The sequence below is a fragment of the Cupriavidus sp. P-10 genome (assembly GCF_003402535.2).
Taxonomy (GTDB): Bacteria; Pseudomonadota; Gammaproteobacteria; order Burkholderiales; family Burkholderiaceae; genus Cupriavidus.
Map to the genome: position 1 here is coordinate 2,537,508 of NZ_AP025171.1, position 19,945 is coordinate 2,557,452.

A 19,945-nucleotide genomic window follows, 5' to 3' on the forward strand; every position below is an offset into this window, starting at 1 on the left:
GCTCATCTCCCAAGCGCGCCTCCGCGCTTTCATCACCAAGGCACACCTATCATGACCTCATCCGTACTCACCCGCTGGGAGCCCGAGAACGCGGCGTTCTGGCAAAGCGAGGGCGAGCGCATCGCCTATCGCAACCTGTGGATCTCGATCCCGGCGCTGATGCTGGCGTTCGTGGTCTGGATGTTGTGGAGCGTGGTCGCGGTCAACCTCGACCGCGCCGGCTTCCAGTTCACCAAGAACCAGCTGTTCTGGCTGACCGCGCTGCCGGCGCTTTCCGGCGCGACGCTGCGCATCTTCTACTCCTTCCTGGTGCCGGTATTCGGCGGGCGCCGCTTCACCGCGATCTCCACCGCGCTGCTGCTGATCCCGGCACTGGGCATGGGCTTCGCGCTGCGCGACCCGTCCACGGGCTATCCTACGCTGCTGGTGCTGGCGCTGCTGTGCGGGCTGGGCGGCGCCAACTTCAGCTCGTCGATGGCCAATATCAGCTTCTTCTTCCCCAAGGCGAAGAAGGGTCTGGCTACCGGGCTGAATGCCGGCATCGGCAACCTGGGCGTGTCGGTGGTGCAGTTCGTCACGCCGCTGGTGGTGTCGCTGGCGGTGTTCGGCGCGCTCGGCGGCGACCCGCAGCAGTACCAGGCCAATGGCGCCACGCAGGACCTGTGGCTCCAGAACGCGGGCTTTATCTGGGTGCCGTTCATCGTGGTGTCGGCACTGGCCGCGTGGTTCGGCATGCATGACATCGCCGATGCCAGGGCATCGTTCGCCGAACAGGCCGTGATCTTCAAGCGCAAGCACAACTGGCTGATGTGCTGGCTGTACGTGGGCACCTTCGGCTCGTTCATCGGCTTCTCGGCCGGGCTGGCGTTGCTGACCAAGTCGCAGTTCCCGGGCGTGAACCCCACCGCCTATGCCTTCCTGGGGCCGCTGGTCGGCGCGCTGACGCGTCCCGTGGGCGGCTGGATCTCTGACAAGCTCGGCGGTGCGCGCGTCACGCTGTGGACCTTCGTCGGCATGATCGCGGCGGTGTTCGCGGTGCTGGCCGCGCTGCCGCATGACGGCGCCGGCGGCAACTTCACCAACTTCCTCGCAGCCTTCATTGCATTGTTCGCACTGACCGGCATCGGCAACGGTTCGACCTTCCGCATGATCCCGGTGATCTTCCTGACCGAGCGCCAGCGCGCCGCCAGGGGCAAGGGCGACGCCGCCCAACGCCAGGCGCTGCAGGAAGCCGGCAAGGAATCCGCGGCGGTGCTGGGCTTCTCCGGCGCGATCGGCGCGTACGGCGGCTTCTTCATCCCCAAGAGCTTCGGCACCTCGCTGGAGCTGACCGGCGCACCGGACACCGCGTTGTACTGCTTCATCGCCTTCTATGTCAGCTGCCTGCTGGTGACCTGGTGGTACTACGCGCGCCGCAACGCGCCCATGCCCTGCTGACCCCCTTGCCGGCCGGGCTAGTTCTTCAGAACTAGTCCCGCGCCCGGCACCTCCCCCGATCGCCATGCGGCGGCTGTTCCACCAGCGAATTGGCTGCCGCCCCGCTCCCCCATAAGCTCAAGGTGTCCCTGCAAACGCTCCCGCAAGCCCCGGAGCGCCGCAGAAAAGCCTCGCGGAGAACAAGCAAATGAGTCATTTCCTGGATCGACTGAAGTTCATGTCGCGCGTCAAGTCCACCTACGCGGACGGCCACGGCGCGGTGGTGAACGAAGACCGCAAGTGGGAAGACGGCTACCGCAGCCGCTGGCAGCACGACAAGATCGTGCGCTCCACCCACGGCGTGAACTGCACCGGCTCCTGCTCCTGGAAGGTCTACGTGAAGAACGGCCTGATCACCTGGGAAACGCAGCAGACCGACTACCCGCGCACGCGCCCGGACCTGCCCAACCACGAGCCCCGCGGCTGCCCGCGCGGCGCGTCGTACAGCTGGTACGTCTACTCCGCGCAGCGCGTCAAGTATCCGATGATCCGCGGCCGCCTGATGGAGATGTGGCGCGAGGCCCGCAAGACCATGGACCCGATCGCCGCCTGGGAATCGATCAGCCAGGACCCGAAGAAGGCGGCGCGCTACAAGAGCGTGCGCGGCCAGGGCGGCTTCGTGCGCGCCGACTGGAACACCGCCACCGAGATGATCGCCGCGGCCAACGCTTTCACCGTGAAGAAGTTCGGCCCGGACCGCGTGGTCGGCTTCTCGCCGATCCCGGCGATGTCGATGGTCTCGTACGCGGCCGGCGCGCGCTACCTGAGCCTGCTCGGCGGCGCCTGCCTGTCGTTCTACGACTGGTACTGCGACCTGCCGCCGGCCAGCCCGCAGATCTGGGGCGAACAGACCGACGTGCCCGAATCGGCCGACTGGTACAACTCCACCTACCTCATGGTGTGGGGCTCCAACGTCCCGCAAACGCGCACGCCCGACGCGCACTTCTACACCGAGGTCCGCTACAAGGGCACCAAGACCGTTGCCGTCTCCTCCGACTTCGGCGAGATGGTCAAGTTCGGCGATATCTGGCTGGCGCCGAAGCAAGGCACCGATGCCGCGCTGGCGATGGCCATGGGCCACGTAGTTCTGAAGGAGTTCCACGCCAGCGGCAAGTCCGCCTACTTCCGCGATTACATCAGGCAGTATACCGACATGCCGATGCTGGTGCTGCTGCGCGAGAACCAGGACAACGCAGGCACGCTGGTGCCCGACCACTTCCTGCGTGCCTCGCACCTGGCCGACAACCTCGGCGAAGCCAACCATCCCGAGTGGAAGACGCTGCAAATCGACGATGCCACCGGCGAGATCGTCGCGCCGAACGGCTCGATCGGCTTCCGCTGGGGCGAGGCTGCCCACAACGGCGGCGAGAAGGTGGGCCGCTGGAACCTGGAAATGAAGGATGGCGGCAGCGGCCGCGCGGTCGAGCCGCGCCTGTCGCTGGTCGGCAATGGCGACGAAGTGGTGGAAGTGGGCTTCCCCTATTTCGGCGGCGAGCACGACGAACTGCTGCGCCGCCGCGTGCCGGCGCGCCGCATCACGCTGGCCGACGGCAGCACCGCGCTGGTGGCAACCGTGTATGACCTGCAGATGGCCAACTACGGTGTCGACCAGGGCCTGGGCGGCCCCAACGTAGCGTCGTCGTATGAAGACGACGTGCCCTACACCCCGGCCTGGCAGGAAAAGCACACCTCCGTCCCGGCCCGCCTGGTGACCCAGGTGGCGCGCGAGTTCGCCGATAACGCCGACCGCACGCAGGGCAAGAGCATGGTGATCGTCGGTGCCGCGCTGAACCACTGGTACCACAACGACATGATCTACCGCGGCATCGTCAACCTGCTGATGATGTGCGGCTGCATCGGCAAGAGCGGCGGCGGCTGGGCCCACTACGTCGGGCAAGAGAAGCTGCGTCCGCAGTTCGGGTGGGCTCCGCTGGCATTCGGCCTGGACTGGTCGCGCCCGCCGCGCCAGATGAACGGCACCTCGTTCTTCTACAACCACACCAGCCAGTGGCGCCACGAGAAGCTGGCCGTCGACGAGATCCTGTCGCCGACCGCCGACCGCAAGCGCTATGACGGCATGTCGCTGCTCGATCTGAACGCGAAGTCCGAGCGCATGGGCTGGCTGCCGTCGGCGCCGCAGCTGGGCGCCAACCCGCTGGACGTGGTCGATGCGGCCGAACAATCCGGCAAGGACCCGGTGGCCTACACCGTCGAGCAACTGAAGTCGGGGGCGCTGCAGTTCGCCTGCGACGATCCGGACAATCCCGCCAACTTCCCGCGCAATATGTTCGTGTGGCGCTCCAATATCCTGGGCAGCTCGGGCAAGGGGCATGAGTATTTCCTGAAGTACCTGCTCGGCACCCAGAACGCCGTGTTCGGCGACGAGGCCGACGCGATCACGCCGAGCGAAGTCAACGTGCGTCCGGCCGCCGAAGGCAAGCTGGACCTGCTGACCGTGCTGGACTTCCGCATGAGCACAACCTGCCTGTACGGCGACATCGTGCTGCCGACGGCAACCTGGTACGAGAAGGACGACCTCAACACGTCCGACATGCACCCCTTTATCCACCCGCTGTCCGAAGCCGTGCAGCCGCTGTGGGAAAGCAAGACCGACTGGGAAATCTACAAGGTCATCGCGAAGAAGTTCAGCGAGATCGCCGGCCCGTACCTGGGCACGCGCAAGGACCTGGTGTGCACGCCGCTGCTGCACGACACCCCGGGCGAACTGGGCCAGCCGTTCGAGCCGAAGGACTGGAAGGCCGGCGAGTGCGACCTGATCCCCGGCAAGACCGCGCCGTCGATGACGGTGGTCGAGCGCAACTACGCGGACATCTACAAGAAATTCACTTCGATCGGCCCGCTGCTCGACAAGCTCGGCAACGGCGGCAAGGGCATCAACTGGAACACCCGGCATGAGGTGAAGGAAATCGGCGACCTGAGCCACACGGTGACGGAACCCGGCGTGAGCCAGGGCCGGCCGAAGCTCGAAACGGCGATCGACGCCGCCGAGATGATCCTGACCTTTGCGCCCGAAACCAACGGCCACGTTGCCGTCAAGGCATGGGAAGCGCTGTCGAAGATCACCGGGCGCGACCACACCCACCTCGCCGAAGGGCGCGAGCACGACAAGATCCGCTTCCGCGACGTGCAGGCGCAGCCGCGCAAGATCATTTCCGCGCCGACGTGGTCGGGGCTGGAATCGGAAGAGGTCAGCTACAACGCCGGCTACACCAACGTGCACGAGCTGATCCCCTGGCGCACGCTGACCGGCCGCCAGCAGTTCTACCAGGACCACCGCTGGATGCTGGACTTCGGCGAAGGCGCCTGCGTGTACAAGCCGGCAATCGATACCAAGACCGTGGCGCCGATGCTGGGCAAGAAGCCCAATGGCAACCCGGAGCTGGTGCTGAACTGGATCACGCCGCACCAGAAGTGGGGCATCCACTCCACTTATTCCGACAACCTGCGCATGCTGACGCTGTCGCGCGGCGGCCCGCACGTGTGGATCTCGGAAGCCGAGGCCAAGGCCAACGGCATCCGCGACAACGACTGGGTCGAGGTGTTCAACGTGAACGGCACGCTGACCGCACGCGTGGTGGTGTCGCAGCGCGTGCCCAAGGGCATGTGCCTGATGTACCACGCCCAGGAAAAGATCGTGAACGTGCCTGGCGCCGAGACCAGCGGCATGCGCGGCGGCATCCATAACTCGGTCACGCGCGCCGTGACCAAGCCCACGCACATGATCGGCGGCTACGCGCAGCTGGCCTACGGCTTCAACTACTACGGCACCGTGGGCAGCAACCGCGATGAATTCGTGATCCTGCGCAAGATGAAGAAGGTCGACTGGCTGGAAGGCCCGCTCGTGGAAAAGACTGAGAAGGAAGGAGCCTCGCAATGAAGATCCGTGCCCAGGTGGCCATGGTGCTGAACCTCGACAAGTGCATCGGCTGCCATACCTGCTCCGTGACCTGCAAGAACGTGTGGACCAGCCGCGACGGTGTCGAGTACGCGTGGTTCAACAACGTCGAGACCAAGCCCGGCATCGGCTATCCCAAGGAATGGGAGAACCAGGACAAGTGGCAGGGCGGCTGGAAGCGCAACGCCGACGGCACGCTCGAGCCGCGCCAGGGCGGCAAGCTGAAGATCCTGGCGAACCTGTTCGCCAACCCCAACCTGCCGCAGATCGACGAGTACTACGAGCCCTTCACCTACGACTACGAGCACCTGCAGAAGGCGCCGCTGTCGCAGACCCCGCCCACCGCGCGCCCGGTGTCCGTGCTGACCGGCCGCAAGATGGAAAAGATCGAGTGGGGCCCGAACTGGGAAGACGACCTCGGCGGCGAGTTCAGCTCGCGCGGACGCGACAAGCTCTTTGACGACGTGCAGAAGGAGATGTACTCGACCTTCGAGAACACCTTCATGATGTACCTGCCGCGCCTGTGCGAGCACTGCCTGAACCCGGCCTGCGTGGCCTCGTGCCCGTCGGGCTCGATCTACAAGCGCGAGGACGACGGCATCGTGCTGGTCGACCAGGACAAGTGCCGCGGCTGGCGCATGTGCATCTCGGGCTGCCCGTACAAGAAGATCTACTTCAACTGGCAGAGCGGCAAGGCCGAGAAATGCCTGTTCTGCTATCCACGCATCGAGGCCGGCCAGCCCACGGTCTGCTCCGAGACCTGCGTCGGCCGCATCCGCTACCTCGGCGTGATGCTGTACGACGCCGACCGCATCGAGCAAGCCGCGTCGGTGGCCGATGAGCGCGACCTGTACCAGTCGCAGCTCGACGTCTTCCTCGACCCGCATGATCCCAAGGTACAGGCCGAGGCACTGCGCCAGGGCATCCCGCAAAGCTGGCTCGACGCCGCGCGCAAATCGCCGGTCTACAAGATGGCGTGCGAGTGGAAGATCGCCTTCCCGCTGCACCCGGAGTACCGCACGCTGCCGATGGTCTGGTACATCCCGCCGCTGTCGCCGATCCAGTCGGCGGCGGAAGCGGGCCACATGGGCATGAACGGCATCATCCCCGACGTCAAGAGCCTGCGCATCCCGGCCAAGTACCTGGCCAACCTGCTGACCGCGGGCGATGTGATGCCGGTGCTGTCGGCGCTGGACCGCATGCTGGCGATGCGCGCGTACAAGCGCTCGCAGGTCGTGGACGGCGTGCAGGACCTGGATGTGCTCAAGCAAGTGGGGCTGACGCCCGCGCAGGTCGAGGACATGTACAAGACCATGGCCATCGCCAACTACGAGGACCGCTTCGTGATCCCGTCCTCGCACAAGGAAATGGTCGAGGACAGCTTCAACGACAAGGCCAGTTGCGGCTTCACCTTCGGCAACGGCTGCTCGGGCGGCACCTCGGATGGCGCGCTGTTCGGCAAGAAGCCGCAGGGCAGCGTCCACTTTGTCGACATGCCCAGGTCGCGCAAGAATGCCGTGACGAGCTGAGCGCTCGCGAACGAACCGGAGAAGAACATGCCCCTCTACCCCATCCTCAGCGCGCTGCTCGGCTATCCCGAGCAGGACCTGCTCGACGCGCTGCCCGAGATCGACACTGCCCTGGCCGAATGGCCGCAGGCGCACGGACTGCTGGCACCGGTTACCGGAATGCTGCGCGGCGAGACGCTGATCACGCTGCAGGAAAACTATGTCGCCACCTTCGACCGCAATCCGTCGCACTCGCTGCACCTGTTCGAGCATGTGCACGGCGAAAGCCGCGACCGCGGCCAGGCCATGGTGGACCTGATCGACGAATACCGGCGCGACGGCTTCGAGCCGGCCGCGTCGGAGCTGCCGGACTATGTGCCGCTGTTCCTGGAGTTCCTCGGCGCACTGAGCGCCGATGGCAAGGAAGCGCGCGCCGAGCACCTGCTGGGCGAGGCGATCCACGTGCTGGCCGCGATCGGCGACCGGCTCGCACGCAACCAGAGCCCGTACGCCGGCGTGTTCGCCGTGCTGCGAACGCTGACCGACGTGCAGCCGCAACCGCAGCAGGAGCCACCGGTGCGGGACATGGACGAGGCGCTGGAGACCTTCGGTCCGGGCGCCGATGGCGTGGAACCGCTGCTGGCGCCGCAGACCGGGCCGCAGGCCGTGAAGTTCTATCCGCGTGGCACAGCGCCGGTTCCTGCGCATTGCTGACCACACCTGGCAAGGCAATCCGAACACCAGACATTGGGCTAACACCATGGCAACGCTTCACCAATTCCTCTACGGCATCTACCCCTACATCGCTGCCGCCATCTTCCTGTTCGGCAGCCTGGCCCGCTTCGAGCGCGAGCAGTACACCTGGAAGACCGACAGCTCGCAGGTGCTCTACCGCGGCAACCTGCGCATGGGCAACATCCTGTTCCACGTCGGCATCTTGGGACTGTTCTTCGGCCACCTGCTCGGCCTGCTGACGCCGGTCGCGGTGTGGGACGCGCTGGGCGTCTCGCACGGCTTCAAGCAGGGCGTGGCGATGGCCGCCGGCGGCGTGATGGGCACCATGTGCCTGGCTGGCCTGCTGATCCTGCTGCACCGCCGCCTGACCAACGCACGCGTGTCCGCGGTGACCCGCACCGGCGACAAGGTGCTGCTGCTGTGGCTGCTGGTGACGCTGCTGCTGGGCCTGTCCACCATTTTTGAATCGGCCAGCCACATGGACGGCCACATGATGGTGCAGCTGATGACCTGGGCCCAGCACCTCGTCACGCTGCGCGGCGACGCCGCCAGCTATATCGCCGACGCGCCGCTGCTGTTCAAGGCACACCTGTTCATGGGCATCACGCTGTTCGCGATCTTCCCGTTCACGCGGCTGGTGCACGTGTGGAGCGGCTTTGCCTCGGTCGGCTACGTCGGCCGTGCCTGGCAGCTGGTACGCGGCCGCTAACCCCACGGAGAACGACATGCCTGTCACCGTCAACGGCGTAGAACTGCGCGACGCCGATATCGAACGCGAGCTTGACCATCATCACGACGCGGCCAATCCCGCCAGGATGGCGACGATCTCTGCCATCCTGCGACTGCTGGTACGCGAAGAGGCCGGCCGCATCGGCCTGAGCGTGCCCGGCCAGGACGACGACGCGCTCGCCATGGCGCTGCTGGAGCAAGAGGCCGGCATCCCCGAGCCGGACGAAGCCAGCTGCCGCCGCCACTACGACAGCCGCCCGGAACGCTTCCGCGACGGCGAGTGGGTCGAGGCCGACCACATCCTGTTCCAGGTGACGCCGCGCGTGCCGCTGGACGCGCTGCGGGAGATCGCCGCGCAGACGCTGGCACTGGTGCGCGGCGATCCGTCGAGCTTCGCACAGCATGCCCGCGCGCTGTCGAACTGCCCGAGCGGCAACAACGGCGGCCGCCTGGGCCGCGTATTCCGCGGCGAAACCGCGCCGGAGTTCGAGCGCGCGCTGTTTGCCGCGCAGCATGACGGCGTGCTGCCGCAGCTGGTCGAGACCCGCTTCGGGCTGCATATCGTGCGCGTCCTGGAGCGCTGCACCGGCACCCGCCTGCCCTTCGACGCCGTGCGCGGCGACATCGCCGGTGCGCTGGCCACGGCGGCGCGCGACCGCGCCTGGAAGCAGTACGCCAGCCTGCTGATCGGCCGCGCCCGCATCGAAGGCATCGAACTGGAAGGCGCCGACAGCCCGCTGGTGCAGTAGCGCCGCCACCCTGACCAACGGAAACCGCCATGCATCAGATCGAACATCTACTGAAGGGCTTCGAGCGGTTCCAGCAACGCTATTTCGACGACGCGCCAAGCCTGTTCGACGCGCTGCGTACCGGGCAGCAACCGCCCACGCTGCTGATCGGCTGCTGCGACTCGCGCGTGGACCCGGCCCTGCTGCTGGGTTGCGACCCGGGCGATCTCTTTACCGTGCGCAATATCGGCAACCTGGTGCCGCCCTGCACCGGGCGTCATGAAGGTAGCCTGCACGGCGTGTCCGCGGCGATCCAGTTTGCCGTCGAGCAGCTGCACGTCGACCGCATCATCGTGATGGGCCATGGCGGCTGCGGCGGCATCCGCGCGTTGCTGGCACAGCCGGCCGATGCCGGCGACCATCCCCCCGATAAGGGCGAAGAAGCCGACTACCTGGGTGCCTGGGTGCGCATCGCCGCGCCCGCGCGCCGGCAGGTGGAGCAAACGCTTGCCGACGCCAGCCCGGCGCAGCGCCAGCGCGCCTGCGAACAGGCGGCGATCCTGGTATCGCTGCGCAACCTGCAGACCTTCCCGTTCGTGCGGCGCGCGCTGGCAGCAGGAAAGCTGACGCTGCACGGCTGGTATTTCGACCTGCAGGCCGGTGCGCTGCTGGCCTACTCGCAGCGCGCCGATGCCTTCCTGCCGCTGGTATGCCCGTTGCCCGCACAACCTGAATCCGTCACACCATGAATCCCTTTATCTTTGGCATCGCCGGCACCTCGGGCAGCGGCAAGACCACGCTGATTACCGCACTGCTGCCCTGGTTTCGCGCGCAAGGCCTGACCGTCAACGTGATCAAGCACAGCCACCATCCGCTGGAACTCGAGCCTCCCGGCAAGGACAGCGCGCGCTTTCGCGCGGCCGGTGCAACCGAGGTGATGGTGGCCTCGCCCTATCGCTACGCCATCGTGCGCGAGCTGGCCGACGAAGCGGAGCCGACGCTCGCCGAACAGGTGGCGCGGCTGCGGCCCGCGGACCTCACGCTGGTCGAAGGCTTCCGCCAGGAGGATATTCCGCGCATCGAGGTGTATCGGCCAGCGCATGGGCGTGCGCCGTACTACCCCTGCGATCCTTCGATCGTCGCAGTGGCCACCGATGCGCGGCTCGACACTTTGCTGCCATGCCTGCCGCTGGGCGATGCCACGCAGGTCGGGCGGTTCATTATTGCCATGCGGAGCCAGAACCATCTGGATCCGCTACGGGATCCGCTAAGCCAGGGGGCAGTCGCCTTCCCGAAGTCGACGGGCATGGTCGCCGCCTGACCGCAGCCTCCCGGCGGCATGTGCGCAATCGTGCGTCTGTGTGTCACCGGAACACCCCCGCTTGTGCCCGCCTCGCCACCCGCCTCGACAATTTCCGCACGCCGCCTATCTTAAGGGTGTCAGTACCGTCGCCGTCGGTGCTGCCGCCTTGCGCATGTGCGAGAGGCGGCGGTCGCCGTCTTGCCCGGACACAGCACTAAGCGAATGAACGAGGACTCGCCCCCGCGGCAGAACTACGAGGATGCCTTGCTCGGCATCGTGGGGGAGATGTCTACCGCCATGCGGCCGCAGACGGAATCCGGCGCAGCGGCCTCGCCCTCGCTGGACAGCGCGCTCGAAGCCGAACTGGGATTCGACAGCCTGACGCGCGCCGAGCTGCTGGCCCGTATCGAGCAGCGTTTCAACGTAAGCCTGCCGGAGCAGGTACTGGCCCAGGCCGACACGCCACGCGCGCTGCTGCGTGCCGTGCTCGCCGCCAGGGACTTGCCCCCCGGCGCCGCTGATGCGCCGGCTCGGCTGGCCCGTCCGGCACCCGCGGACGAGGCAGCGCAGGCGCCCGAGGGCGCCGCCACCGTCACCGACGTGCTGCGCTGGCACCTGCACCGCCACCCGGAACGTACCCACATCATCCTGCACGGCGGCGACGGCGAAGATACGCCGATCACCTTTGCGCAACTGCACCGGCACGCCTGCGCCGTTGCCGCGGGCCTGGCCGCGCGCGGTGTGCGCGCCGGTACGACCGTGGCGCTGATGCTGCCAACCGGCGCGGAGTACTTCTACTGCTTTACCGGCATCCTGCTGGCAGGCGGGATCCCCGTGCCGCTCTACCCGCCCGCGCGGCTGGCGCAGATTGGCGACCACTTGCAGCGCCACGCCGGCATCCTCGCCAACGCGCAGGCGCCGATCCTTGTCACGGTGGCCGAGGCCCGGCCGCTGGCCGCGCTGCTCAAGGCCAGCACCGGCACGCTGCAAAGCGTGCTGACGCCGCAAGAGGTGGAGGACACCACCGCGGCGCCGGTCCAGGCGATGCTGCGCGCGCACGACATCGCGCTGCTCCAGTACACCTCCGGCAGCACCGGATCGCCCAAGGGCGTGGTGCTGACGCATGCCAACCTGCTGGCCAACCTGCGCGCCATGGGCAAGGCGCTGTCGGTCGACTCGCGCGACGTCTTTGTCAGCTGGCTGCCGCTGTATCACGACATGGGCCTGATCGGCGCCTGGCTGGGCAGCCTGTACTACGCTTTCCCGCTGGTGGTGATGTCGCCGCTCACGTTCCTGGCTCGGCCCGAGCGCTGGCTTTGGGCGATACACAAATATCGTGGCACGCTTTCCGGAGGGCCCAATTTCGCCTATGAGCTGTGCCTGCACAGGCTCGCGCAGGCGGACCTGTCGGGGCTGGACCTGTCGAGCTGGCGCTTCGCGTTCAACGGCGCCGAGCCGGTCAGCCTGCAGACCATGCGCAAATTCACGGCGCGCTTCGCCCGCCACGGACTGCGCGCGCAAGCCGCAGCCCCGGTCTACGGGCTGGCGGAAGCATCGGTGGGCCTGACGTTCCCGACGCCCGGGCAGAGTCTTACCGCCGACCGCATCGACCGCGCCGCATTCGTACGCACATCGCGGGCCGTTCCCGCCGATGGGAACGCAGGCCGGTCGGCAGGCGAACGGGACCAGATGGAAATCCCCTCGTGCGGCCGGCCCCTCCCCGGACACGAAATCCGCATCGTAGACGTCAGCGGCCGCGAGCTGCCCGAGCGGCAGGAAGGCCTGCTGCAGTTCCGCGGGCCGTCGGCCACCACTGGCTATTTCCGCAACCCGGCACAAACGCGCCAGCTCTTCGACGGCGGCTGGCTCAACACCGGCGACTACGCCTATATCGCCGACGGCGAGCTCTTTATCACCGGACGCGCCAAGGAGACCATCGTCCGCGGCGGCCGCAATCTCTATCCCTACGAAGTGGAGCAGGCCATCGGCGCCATACCCGGCATCCGCAAAGGGTGTGTCGCGGTGTTCGGCAGTCCCGATCCGGACAGCGGCACCGAGCGCATCGTGGTAATGGCGGAAACCGCCGCAACCGAGGAACCGGCGCGCCGCGCGCTGCAACAGCAGGCGCTGAAAACCGCGCTCGATGTACTCGGCATGCCGCCCGACCATGTCGTGCTGGTGCCGCCGCACACCATCCTGAAGACGTCGAGCGGCAAGATCCGGCGCGCCGCTTGCCGCGAGCGGTTCGAGCATGGCGGCACCGGCCTCGGCGATGCCGCCCCCTGGCTGCAGATTGCGCGTTTCGGCTGGCAGGCGCTGCTGCCGCAGCTGCGGCGCGGCCGGCATGCCGCCGCCGGGCTGTCCTATTCGTTGTACACCTGGCTGTTGTTCGCCGCGATGGCGCCGGTGACGTGCCTGGCCTCGGTGGCGATGCACCGGCCCGCCATGGGCTGGGCGCTCAGCCACCATGCCGCCCGGCTGCTGCTGCGGCTGGCCGCGGTGCCATGGTTCGTGCAGGGGCTGGAGCAGCTGCCGCGCAACCGCGCCTGCGTGCTGGTATCGAACCATGCCAGCTACCTGGACGGCATCGTGCTGATCGCCGCACTGCCCATGCCGGTGTGCGTAGTGGCCAAACGCGAACTGCAAGCGCAACGCATTCCGGGCGCCTACCTGTCCAGCATCGGCGCCGACTTCATCGACCGCTTCGACAACGTGCGCGAATCCGAGGCCATCGCGCGCCTGGTCGCGGCGGTGCGTGACGGACGATCCGCCCTGCTGTTCCCGGAAGGCACCTTTGGCCGCGAGCCGGGGCTGCAACGTTTCCGCTCGGGCGCCTTCCTCGCCGCCGCCCGTGCCGGCGCGCCGGTGGTTCCCATTGCGCTGCGGGGCACCCGCTCGGTACTGCGAGACGGCCAGTGGCTGCCGCGCCGCGGCCCGATCAGCGTCGTCATCGGCCGGCCCGTGCCGCCTGACGGGCAGGACTGGCCGGCGGCAATGCGGCTGCGCAACGCGGCCCGCGCCGAGATCCTGCACTACTGCGGCGAACCCGATGCACTGCGCGTGAAGGCCCAGCCTGCGCGGCCCCACCTCGCGCGGCAGCTGCCATGATCCCGGTTGGCCGGACCGGGCGCCGGCCTCCGGCAGTTGCACCGGCAGTTACCCCTGCAGTTACCCCATAAGGCAATGGACACCTTTGCAACCGCCCCGATGTGGGCCGGATTCTTCATCCTGGTGCTGGGCACGCTGCTCGTGGATATCTTCGTCCTCGGCGGGCGGCATGCGCACCGCGTCTCCACGCGCGAGGCGCTGGGGTGGACCCTCGTCTGGATGACCCTGGCCGCGCTTTTTGGGCTGGCACTCTGGTATGTGGTGGCCGAGGACGCCGGCCGGGATACAGCCTCTCGCAAGGTGCTGGAGTTCTACACCGGCTACCTGATCGAGCTGTCGCTGTCGGTCGACAACATGTTCGTGTTCGCGATGATCTTCAGCTACTTCGCCGTGCCGCCGGAGCTGCAGCGCAGGGTGCTGCTGCTCGGCGTACTCGGCGCAATCCTGATGCGCGCCGCCATGATCCTGGTGGGAGTGTGGCTGATCAGCCAGTTCGCCTGGATCCTCTACGTGTTCGGCGTGTTCCTCGTCATCACTGGCATCAGGATGCTGTTCATGTCCCGGCATGCCCCCGACCTCTCGCGCAATCCCATCGTCCGCTTCCTCTGCGCCCACATGCGGATCACCTCGGACTATCACGGCGAACGCTTCTTCGTGCGCATCGACGGCCTGCGCTATGCGACCCCGATGTTCGTGGTAGTGCTGATGGTGGAAGCGACCGACCTGGTGTTCGCCGTCGACAGCATCCCGGCGATCTTTGCCGTGACCACGGATCCCTTCATCGTATTCACCTCGAACATCTTCGCGATCATGGGGCTGCGAGCCCTGTATTTCCTGCTGGCCAACCTGGCGGCGCATTTCCAGTACCTGAAGTACGGCCTCGCCATCGTGCTCGCTTTCATCGGCGCCAAGATGCTGGTCGAGCCGTGGTTCCATATACCGGTGCACTGGTCCCTGGGCGCGGTCGCGATGACGCTGTTCGTCTCCGTCCTGCTCAGCCAGGCCAGGACCAGGCGAGCCGCCGCAGCGGGCGATCAGCCGGGCCGCAGCGGCGCACCGCGCGAACGCGGTGCCGGTAACCGGCGCACATGAGGAGCAAGCCATGAACAAGATCCTGCTGGCGACCGACGGGTCGTCCTATAGCGACGCGGCTGCGCGCTACCTCGCGCAAAGCCCGTTGCTGACCCGCGACTTCGTCGTGCACGTAGTGCATTGCGAACCGGATGTGCCGGGCGACATCAAGTCCTTCATCGACCGCGGCACGCTCGACGACTGGCATCGCGAGCAGAACGAGAAGGCGATGGGCTCGGTGGCCACCATCCTCGGCGAAGCCGGGATCCCGTTCGAGCGCCATGGCTTCACAGGCTTTGCGCCGACCCGCATCGTCGAGTATGCAAGCCAGATAGGGGCCAGCCTGATCGTGATGGGCTCGCATGGCCGCGGCGGCTTTCTCGATGCCATCGTCGGATCGGTAGCCAGGCGGGTCCTTGCCCATGCGCACTGCCCGGTGCTGTTGATCAAGGATTAGCAGCGCGTCGGTCCACTTCTCCACGCCATGCCGTGAGGGCGCTGCGCTATCCCGCGGGATAGCGCAGCGCCCCGTGCATGCATGCGCCTGCGCGGCACGCACGCAACCATCTTCGGCTCCGCGCACAAACCGTTGCGTGTCATCCATCCCGGTTTGATGCCAGTCAATCCCCTACTCGCAGTGTGTCCGCATCATCACTGCAAGCGCCTGGTGCCAGTTCGCGCCCCACAAGCACCGCGACAACAGCTTTCCACAACCCGCTGAACCACGGCACCATGAAAGCAAGAAGATGGCTTTACCCCGCATTCGCGGCACTGCCGCTCTCACTCTGGCTGGGACTTCCCCAGGCAGCCACCAACCCCGCCAAGGCCGCACAGAAGCCTGAAACCAAGGCAGAGCAAAAGGCGACGATCCCCACGCTGACCACGGCCGAGTTCGATCACGCCAGGCAGATCTACTTCGAGCGCTGCGCCGGCTGCCACGGCGTGCTGCGCAAGGGCGCGACCGGCAAGCCGCTGACGCCAGACATCACACGCGCGCGCGGCTCGGAATACCTGAAGACCTTCATCAAGTACGGCAGCCCGGCCGGCATGCCGAACTGGGGCACATCCGGTGACCTCTCCGACAAGGAAGTCGACCTGATGGCCCGTTATATACAGCTCGATCCGCCGACGCCGCCGGAATTTTCACTGGCTGACATCGAGAAAAGCCGCAAGGACATCCTGCCCGTCGCGCAACGGCCGTCGAAGAAGATGAACCAGTACAACCTGGACAATCTCTTCTCGGTCACGCTGCGCGATGCCGGCGAGGTCGCGCTGATCGACGGCGACAGCAAGCAGATCATCAGCATCGTCAAGACCGGCTATGCGGTGCATATCTCGCGCATGTCGGCATCGGGCCGCTACCTGTACGTGATCGGGCGCGATGCGCGGCTGGACCTGATCGACCTGTGGCTGCCCAAGCCCGACATCGTCGCCGAGGTCAAGATCGGCATGGAGGCGCGCTCGGTCGAAACCTCCAAGTACAAGGGCTATGAAGACAAGTACGCGGTGGCGGGCTCGTACTGGCCGCCGCAGTACGTGATCATGGAAGGCGATACGCTCAAGCCGCTGAAGGTGGTGTCCACGCGCGGCATGACCGTTGACAACGAGTACCACCCCGAGCCGCGCGTCGCCTCGATCGTCGCCAGCCACTACCACCCCGAGTTTGTGATCAACGCCAAGGAGACCGGCAAGATCCTGATGGTCAACTACTCGGACCTGTCCAACCTGAAGACCACCACCATCGATTCGGCCAAGTTCCTGCATGATGGCGGCTTCGATTCCACCGGGCGCTACTTCCTGGTCGCGGCCAATGCGTCCGACAAGATCGCCGTGGTCGACACCAAGGAAGACAAGCTCGCCGCGCTGATCGAGGTGGGCAAGACCCCGCACCCGGGGCGCGGCGCCAACTTCACGCATCCGAAGTTCGGCCCGGTCTGGGCCACCAGCCACCTCGGCGACGAAACCATCAGCCTGATCGGCACCGATCCCGCCGGCCATGCGGCGCAGGCCTGGAAGGTGGTGCAGACGCTCAAGGGCCAGGGCGGCGGCTCGCTGTTCATCAAGACGCATCCCAAGTCCTCGAACCTGTGGGTCGATACACCGCTCAATCCCGATGCCAAGCTGAACCAGTCAGTGGCGGTGTTCGATACGCGCAACCTGGAAGACGGCTTCAAGGTGCTGCCGATCGCCGATTGGGCCGGCCTGAAAGGAGCCGGCGCCAAGCGCGTGGTGCAGGCCGAATACAACCAGGCCGGCGACGAGGTCTGGTTCTCGGTCTGGGGCACCAAGGACGGCGAGTCCGCACTGGTGGTGGTCGATGACAAGACCCGCACGCTCAAGACCGTGATCAAGGACAAGCGCCTGATCACGCCAACCGGCAAGTTCAACGCCTACAACACACAACACGACGTCTACTAACAACCCGCGGCACCGCACCGCTCTGTCGGTTGCGGTGCCCGGTTCCATTCCCCCCAAACGGAGAAATCAAGATGAAGCACCCCGTCCAACTGCCTGCTCGCCTGCCCGCGCTGCTCGCAGCCGCCGCCTGTGTCCTGTCGTTCGGTGCCGCCATGCCCGGCGTGGCCCACGCGAACCAGCAGCTTGCATCCAGCAAGGCCTGCCTGTCCTGCCACGGCGTCGACAAGAAGGTGATCGGACCGGCCTTCAAGGACATCAAGGCCAAATACGCGGGCAAGAAGGACGGGCAACCGCATATGGTCCAGTCGATCCTCAAGGGCAGCAATGGCCAGTGGGGCGCGATGCCGATGCCGGCCAACGCCGTCAGCGAGGCCGAGGCCAATACGCTGGCCAAATGGATCCTCTCGCTCTGATTACCCGGGCATGGCGTGGCGCCACGGTGAACGTACTCGCCGCGACGCTGCTGGCCGCGCCGGCCACTGCGCCAGCGCAGTCAGCGCCCCCTCCCGTTCGGCAGGCGCAACTGGCGCACTGGCTGCGCGATGACTGCGGCGCCTGCCACGGCATGACGCTGCGCGGCGGGCTGGGTCCGCCGCTGACGCACGAGGCGCTGGCGGACAAGCCGCCGGAAAGCCTGGTGGCCACCGTGCTGTACGGGCGGCCCGGCACCGCCATGCCGCCCTGGCAACCCTTCATGACGCAGGATGAAGCCCAATGGCTGATCGAACGACTCCGGGCCGGCGACCCGCCGGCCGTCATGCCAACCAACGCGGCGCCGGCACGCTGATGCGCGGCCTGGCCGCCGCGCTCGGCTGCGCCGCGGCACTGTTGGCCGGCTGCGCCGGCGCGGTGCGCGGCACCGGCGATCTCGGCGTGGTGGTGGAACGTGCCGCCGGCCGGCTGCAGATCGTGGAAACCACCGGCATGACGCGGCTGGCCACGGTCGACGGGCTGGGCGACCTGTCGCACGCCAGCGTGGTGTTCTCGCGCGATGCGCGCTACGCCTACGTGTTCGGCCGCGATGGCGGGTTGACGCGCGTAGACCTGCTGGACGCGCGCATCACGCACCGCATCCTGCAGGCCGGTAACAGCATCGGCGGCGCGATCTCGCAGGATGGCCGCGTGGTGGCCGCGCAGAACTACGCGCCTGGCGGGATCCGGCTGTTCGATGCCCAGACGCTCGAGCCGCTGGCGGACCTGCCAGCCATCGGCCAGGACGGGCGCCGCGCCAAGGTGGTGGGCCTGGCCGACCTGCCGGGCCGGCGCTTCGCCGCCAGCCTGTTCGAGTCCGGCGAGATCTGGATCATCGATGCCGCCGATCCGCGCCAGCCGCAAGTGGCGCGCCTGCCGGCCGGGCGCGAGCCCTACGACGGCCTGGTCACGCCCGACGGCCGCTGGTATCTGGCCGGGCTGTTCGGCGAGGACGGCCTGGCGCTGGTCGACCTGTGGCAGGCGCCGCCGCAGGCACGCCGCATCCTCGCTGGCTACGGCCGCGGCGGCCAGCCGCTGCCGGTCTACAAGATGCCGCACCTGCGCGGCTGGGCGATGGCGCAGGGCCAGGCATGGCTGCCGGCCATCGGCCGCCACGAAGTGCTGGTCGCCGACCCGGCGCGCGGCTGGCAGCAGACCGCGCGCGTGGCGCTGGCCGGCCAGCCGGTCTTTGTCATGGCACGCCCGGACGGCCGGCAGGTCTGGGTCAACTTCGCCTTCCCCCACAACGACGCCGTGCAGGTCATCGACACCGCCACACGCGAGGTGGTGCGCACGCTGCGCCCGTGCCGCGGCGTGCTGCACATGGAATTCACGCCCAAGGGAGAGGCACTGTGGCTGTCCTGCCGCGACGACAATCGCGTCGAGGTCTACGACACCGCCACGCTGGCGCGCATCGCCACGCTGCCTGCCGACAACCCCAGCGGCATCTTCTTCACCGCGCGGGCACAGCGCTTTGGCATGTAAGGGGCAGCATGCTAGACGAACGCACCCTGTACGACACGCTGCAGCGCGACTTCCCGCTGCAGCCCCGCCCCTACCAGGCGCTCGCGGAAGGACTGGGCCTGTGCGAGCACACACTGCTGTCGCTGCTGGCGCGCGACCTGGGAGCGGGCCGGATCAGCCGCGTCGGCGCCGTGTTCGCGCCCAACGTGATCGGCGTCAGCACGCTGGCCGCGCTGAGCGTGCCGACGGGGCACCTGGATCGCGTCGCCGCGCGCATCAGCACCTGCGCGTCGGTCAGCCACAACTACGCACGCAGCGGCCACGCCTACAACCTGTGGTTCGTCGCGGGTGCGCGCGAGCGCGGCACGCTGGATGGCACGCTGGCCGCCATTGCCGACATGGCCGGGCAAGTGCCGCTGGATCTGCCGATGGCGCGCGAGTACCACATCGACCTGGGCTTTGCGCTCGGTACCGGCAAGCGCGGCACGCCGGCCCGGCGCCGGACCGCCGCACCCGTGCCGCCGATCTCGCTGGATGCGGATGACTGGCGCCTGGTGGCGGCGCTGGAGGCGGGCCTGCCGCTGACGCCGCGCCCGTTCCAGGAACTGGCGTCGCGCACGCGGCTGCCGCTGCCGCGGGTGCTGGAGCGGATTGCACAATGGTCGGCACTGGGCGTCATCCGGCGGCTGGGCGTGGTGCTGCGCCATGGGCGCTTCGGCTATGGGCACAACGCCATGTGCGTGTGGGACGTGCCGGACGCCCGTGTCGACGCGATCGGCCTGCGCCTGGCACGCCAGCCGCGCGTGACGCTGTGCTACCGGCGCGAGCGGCGCCTGCCGGCCTGGCCCTTCAACCTGTTCGCGATGATCCATGCCCGCGATGCGCACGACCTGCGGCCGGCGCTCGACCACATCCGCGCCACCGCCGGGCTGGACCAGACACCCGGCGCGGTGCTGGTCGGCACCCGTTGCTACAAGCAGCGCGGCACGCGCTACGCCACGCAGGAGGCGGCATGAGC

At 67.5% G+C, this 19,945-nt stretch carries 16 protein-coding genes; all 16 read left to right on the forward strand.

Annotation, left to right across the window (positions count from 1 at the left end):
- Positions 1 to 51: 51 nt before the first annotated feature.
- The 16 genes from CTP10_RS28260 to ahbB all read left to right on the forward strand — a co-directional run bounded on the left by CTP10_RS28260 (position 52) and on the right by ahbB (position 19,943).
- Positions 52 to 1,437: a NarK family nitrate/nitrite MFS transporter gene (locus tag CTP10_RS28260; RefSeq protein ID WP_116322407.1), complete on the forward strand. Its 1,386-nt coding sequence runs from the start codon at positions 52 to 54 to the stop codon at positions 1,435 to 1,437.
- Between the two features lie 187 nt (positions 1,438 to 1,624).
- The gene (locus CTP10_RS28265; RefSeq protein ID WP_116322408.1) at positions 1,625 to 5,374 is read left to right on the forward strand and encodes a nitrate reductase subunit alpha; all 3,750 of its coding nucleotides are present in this window, start codon (positions 1,625 to 1,627) and stop codon (positions 5,372 to 5,374) included.
- Positions 5,371 to 6,921: a nitrate reductase subunit beta gene (gene narH / locus CTP10_RS28270; RefSeq protein ID WP_116322409.1), complete on the forward strand. Its 1,551-nt coding sequence runs from the start codon at positions 5,371 to 5,373 to the stop codon at positions 6,919 to 6,921. Before CTP10_RS28265 ends, narH begins: the two co-directional genes overlap by 4 nt.
- 27 nt (positions 6,922 to 6,948) lie before the next feature.
- Positions 6,949 to 7,614, forward strand: a complete 666-nt coding sequence (gene narJ / locus CTP10_RS28275) for a nitrate reductase molybdenum cofactor assembly chaperone (RefSeq protein WP_116322410.1) — start codon at positions 6,949 to 6,951, stop codon at positions 7,612 to 7,614.
- Positions 7,615 to 7,660: 46 nt separating this feature from the next.
- On the forward strand, positions 7,661 to 8,344 hold the full coding sequence (gene narI, locus CTP10_RS28280; protein WP_116322411.1) for a respiratory nitrate reductase subunit gamma: 684 nt from the start codon (positions 7,661 to 7,663) through the stop codon (positions 8,342 to 8,344).
- 16 nt (positions 8,345 to 8,360) lie between these two features.
- Positions 8,361 to 9,113, forward strand: a complete 753-nt coding sequence (locus tag CTP10_RS28285) for a peptidylprolyl isomerase (protein ID WP_116322412.1) — start codon at positions 8,361 to 8,363, stop codon at positions 9,111 to 9,113.
- A gap of 29 nt (positions 9,114 to 9,142) precedes the next feature.
- On the forward strand, positions 9,143 to 9,841 hold the full coding sequence (locus CTP10_RS28290) for a carbonic anhydrase (RefSeq protein ID WP_116322413.1): 699 nt from the start codon (positions 9,143 to 9,145) through the stop codon (positions 9,839 to 9,841).
- Positions 9,838 to 10,413, forward strand: a complete 576-nt coding sequence (mobB, locus tag CTP10_RS28295) for a molybdopterin-guanine dinucleotide biosynthesis protein B (protein WP_116322414.1) — start codon at positions 9,838 to 9,840, stop codon at positions 10,411 to 10,413. The genes CTP10_RS28290 and mobB overlap by 4 nt, the downstream gene beginning before the upstream one ends.
- 204 nt (positions 10,414 to 10,617) lie before the next feature.
- Positions 10,618 to 13,503 (forward strand): AMP-binding protein, encoded by a 2,886-nt coding sequence (locus tag CTP10_RS28300; RefSeq protein WP_116322415.1) that lies wholly within the window; start codon positions 10,618 to 10,620, stop codon positions 13,501 to 13,503.
- A 75-nt stretch (positions 13,504 to 13,578) separates the two neighbouring features.
- Entirely contained in the window at positions 13,579 to 14,595 is a 1,017-nt protein-coding gene (locus CTP10_RS28305) for a TerC family protein (protein ID WP_116322416.1), read from the forward strand.
- Between the two features lie 10 nt (positions 14,596 to 14,605).
- A complete protein-coding gene (locus CTP10_RS28310) occupies positions 14,606 to 15,031 on the forward strand; it encodes a universal stress protein (protein WP_116322417.1) in 426 nt (141 codons plus the stop codon).
- A 275-nt stretch (positions 15,032 to 15,306) separates the two neighbouring features.
- The gene (locus CTP10_RS28315) at positions 15,307 to 16,992 is read left to right on the forward strand and encodes a nitrite reductase (RefSeq protein ID WP_116322418.1); all 1,686 of its coding nucleotides are present in this window, start codon (positions 15,307 to 15,309) and stop codon (positions 16,990 to 16,992) included.
- A 71-nt stretch (positions 16,993 to 17,063) separates the two neighbouring features.
- Positions 17,064 to 17,405 carry a c-type cytochrome gene (locus tag CTP10_RS28320; protein ID WP_116322419.1) on the forward strand — a complete coding sequence of 114 codons (342 nt, stop codon included), beginning with the start codon at positions 17,064 to 17,066 and terminating at the stop codon, positions 17,403 to 17,405.
- Positions 17,387 to 17,779, forward strand: a complete 393-nt coding sequence (locus CTP10_RS28325; RefSeq protein WP_116322420.1) for a c-type cytochrome — start codon at positions 17,387 to 17,389, stop codon at positions 17,777 to 17,779. The genes CTP10_RS28320 and CTP10_RS28325 overlap by 19 nt, the downstream gene beginning before the upstream one ends.
- The gene (locus CTP10_RS28330) at positions 17,707 to 18,948 is read left to right on the forward strand and encodes a cytochrome D1 domain-containing protein (RefSeq protein WP_271815858.1); all 1,242 of its coding nucleotides are present in this window, start codon (positions 17,707 to 17,709) and stop codon (positions 18,946 to 18,948) included. Before CTP10_RS28325 ends, CTP10_RS28330 begins: the two co-directional genes overlap by 73 nt.
- 8 nt (positions 18,949 to 18,956) lie before the next feature.
- Positions 18,957 to 19,943: a siroheme decarboxylase subunit beta gene (ahbB, locus tag CTP10_RS28335; protein ID WP_116322422.1), complete on the forward strand. Its 987-nt coding sequence runs from the start codon at positions 18,957 to 18,959 to the stop codon at positions 19,941 to 19,943.
- Positions 19,944 to 19,945: the final 2 nt, after the last annotated feature.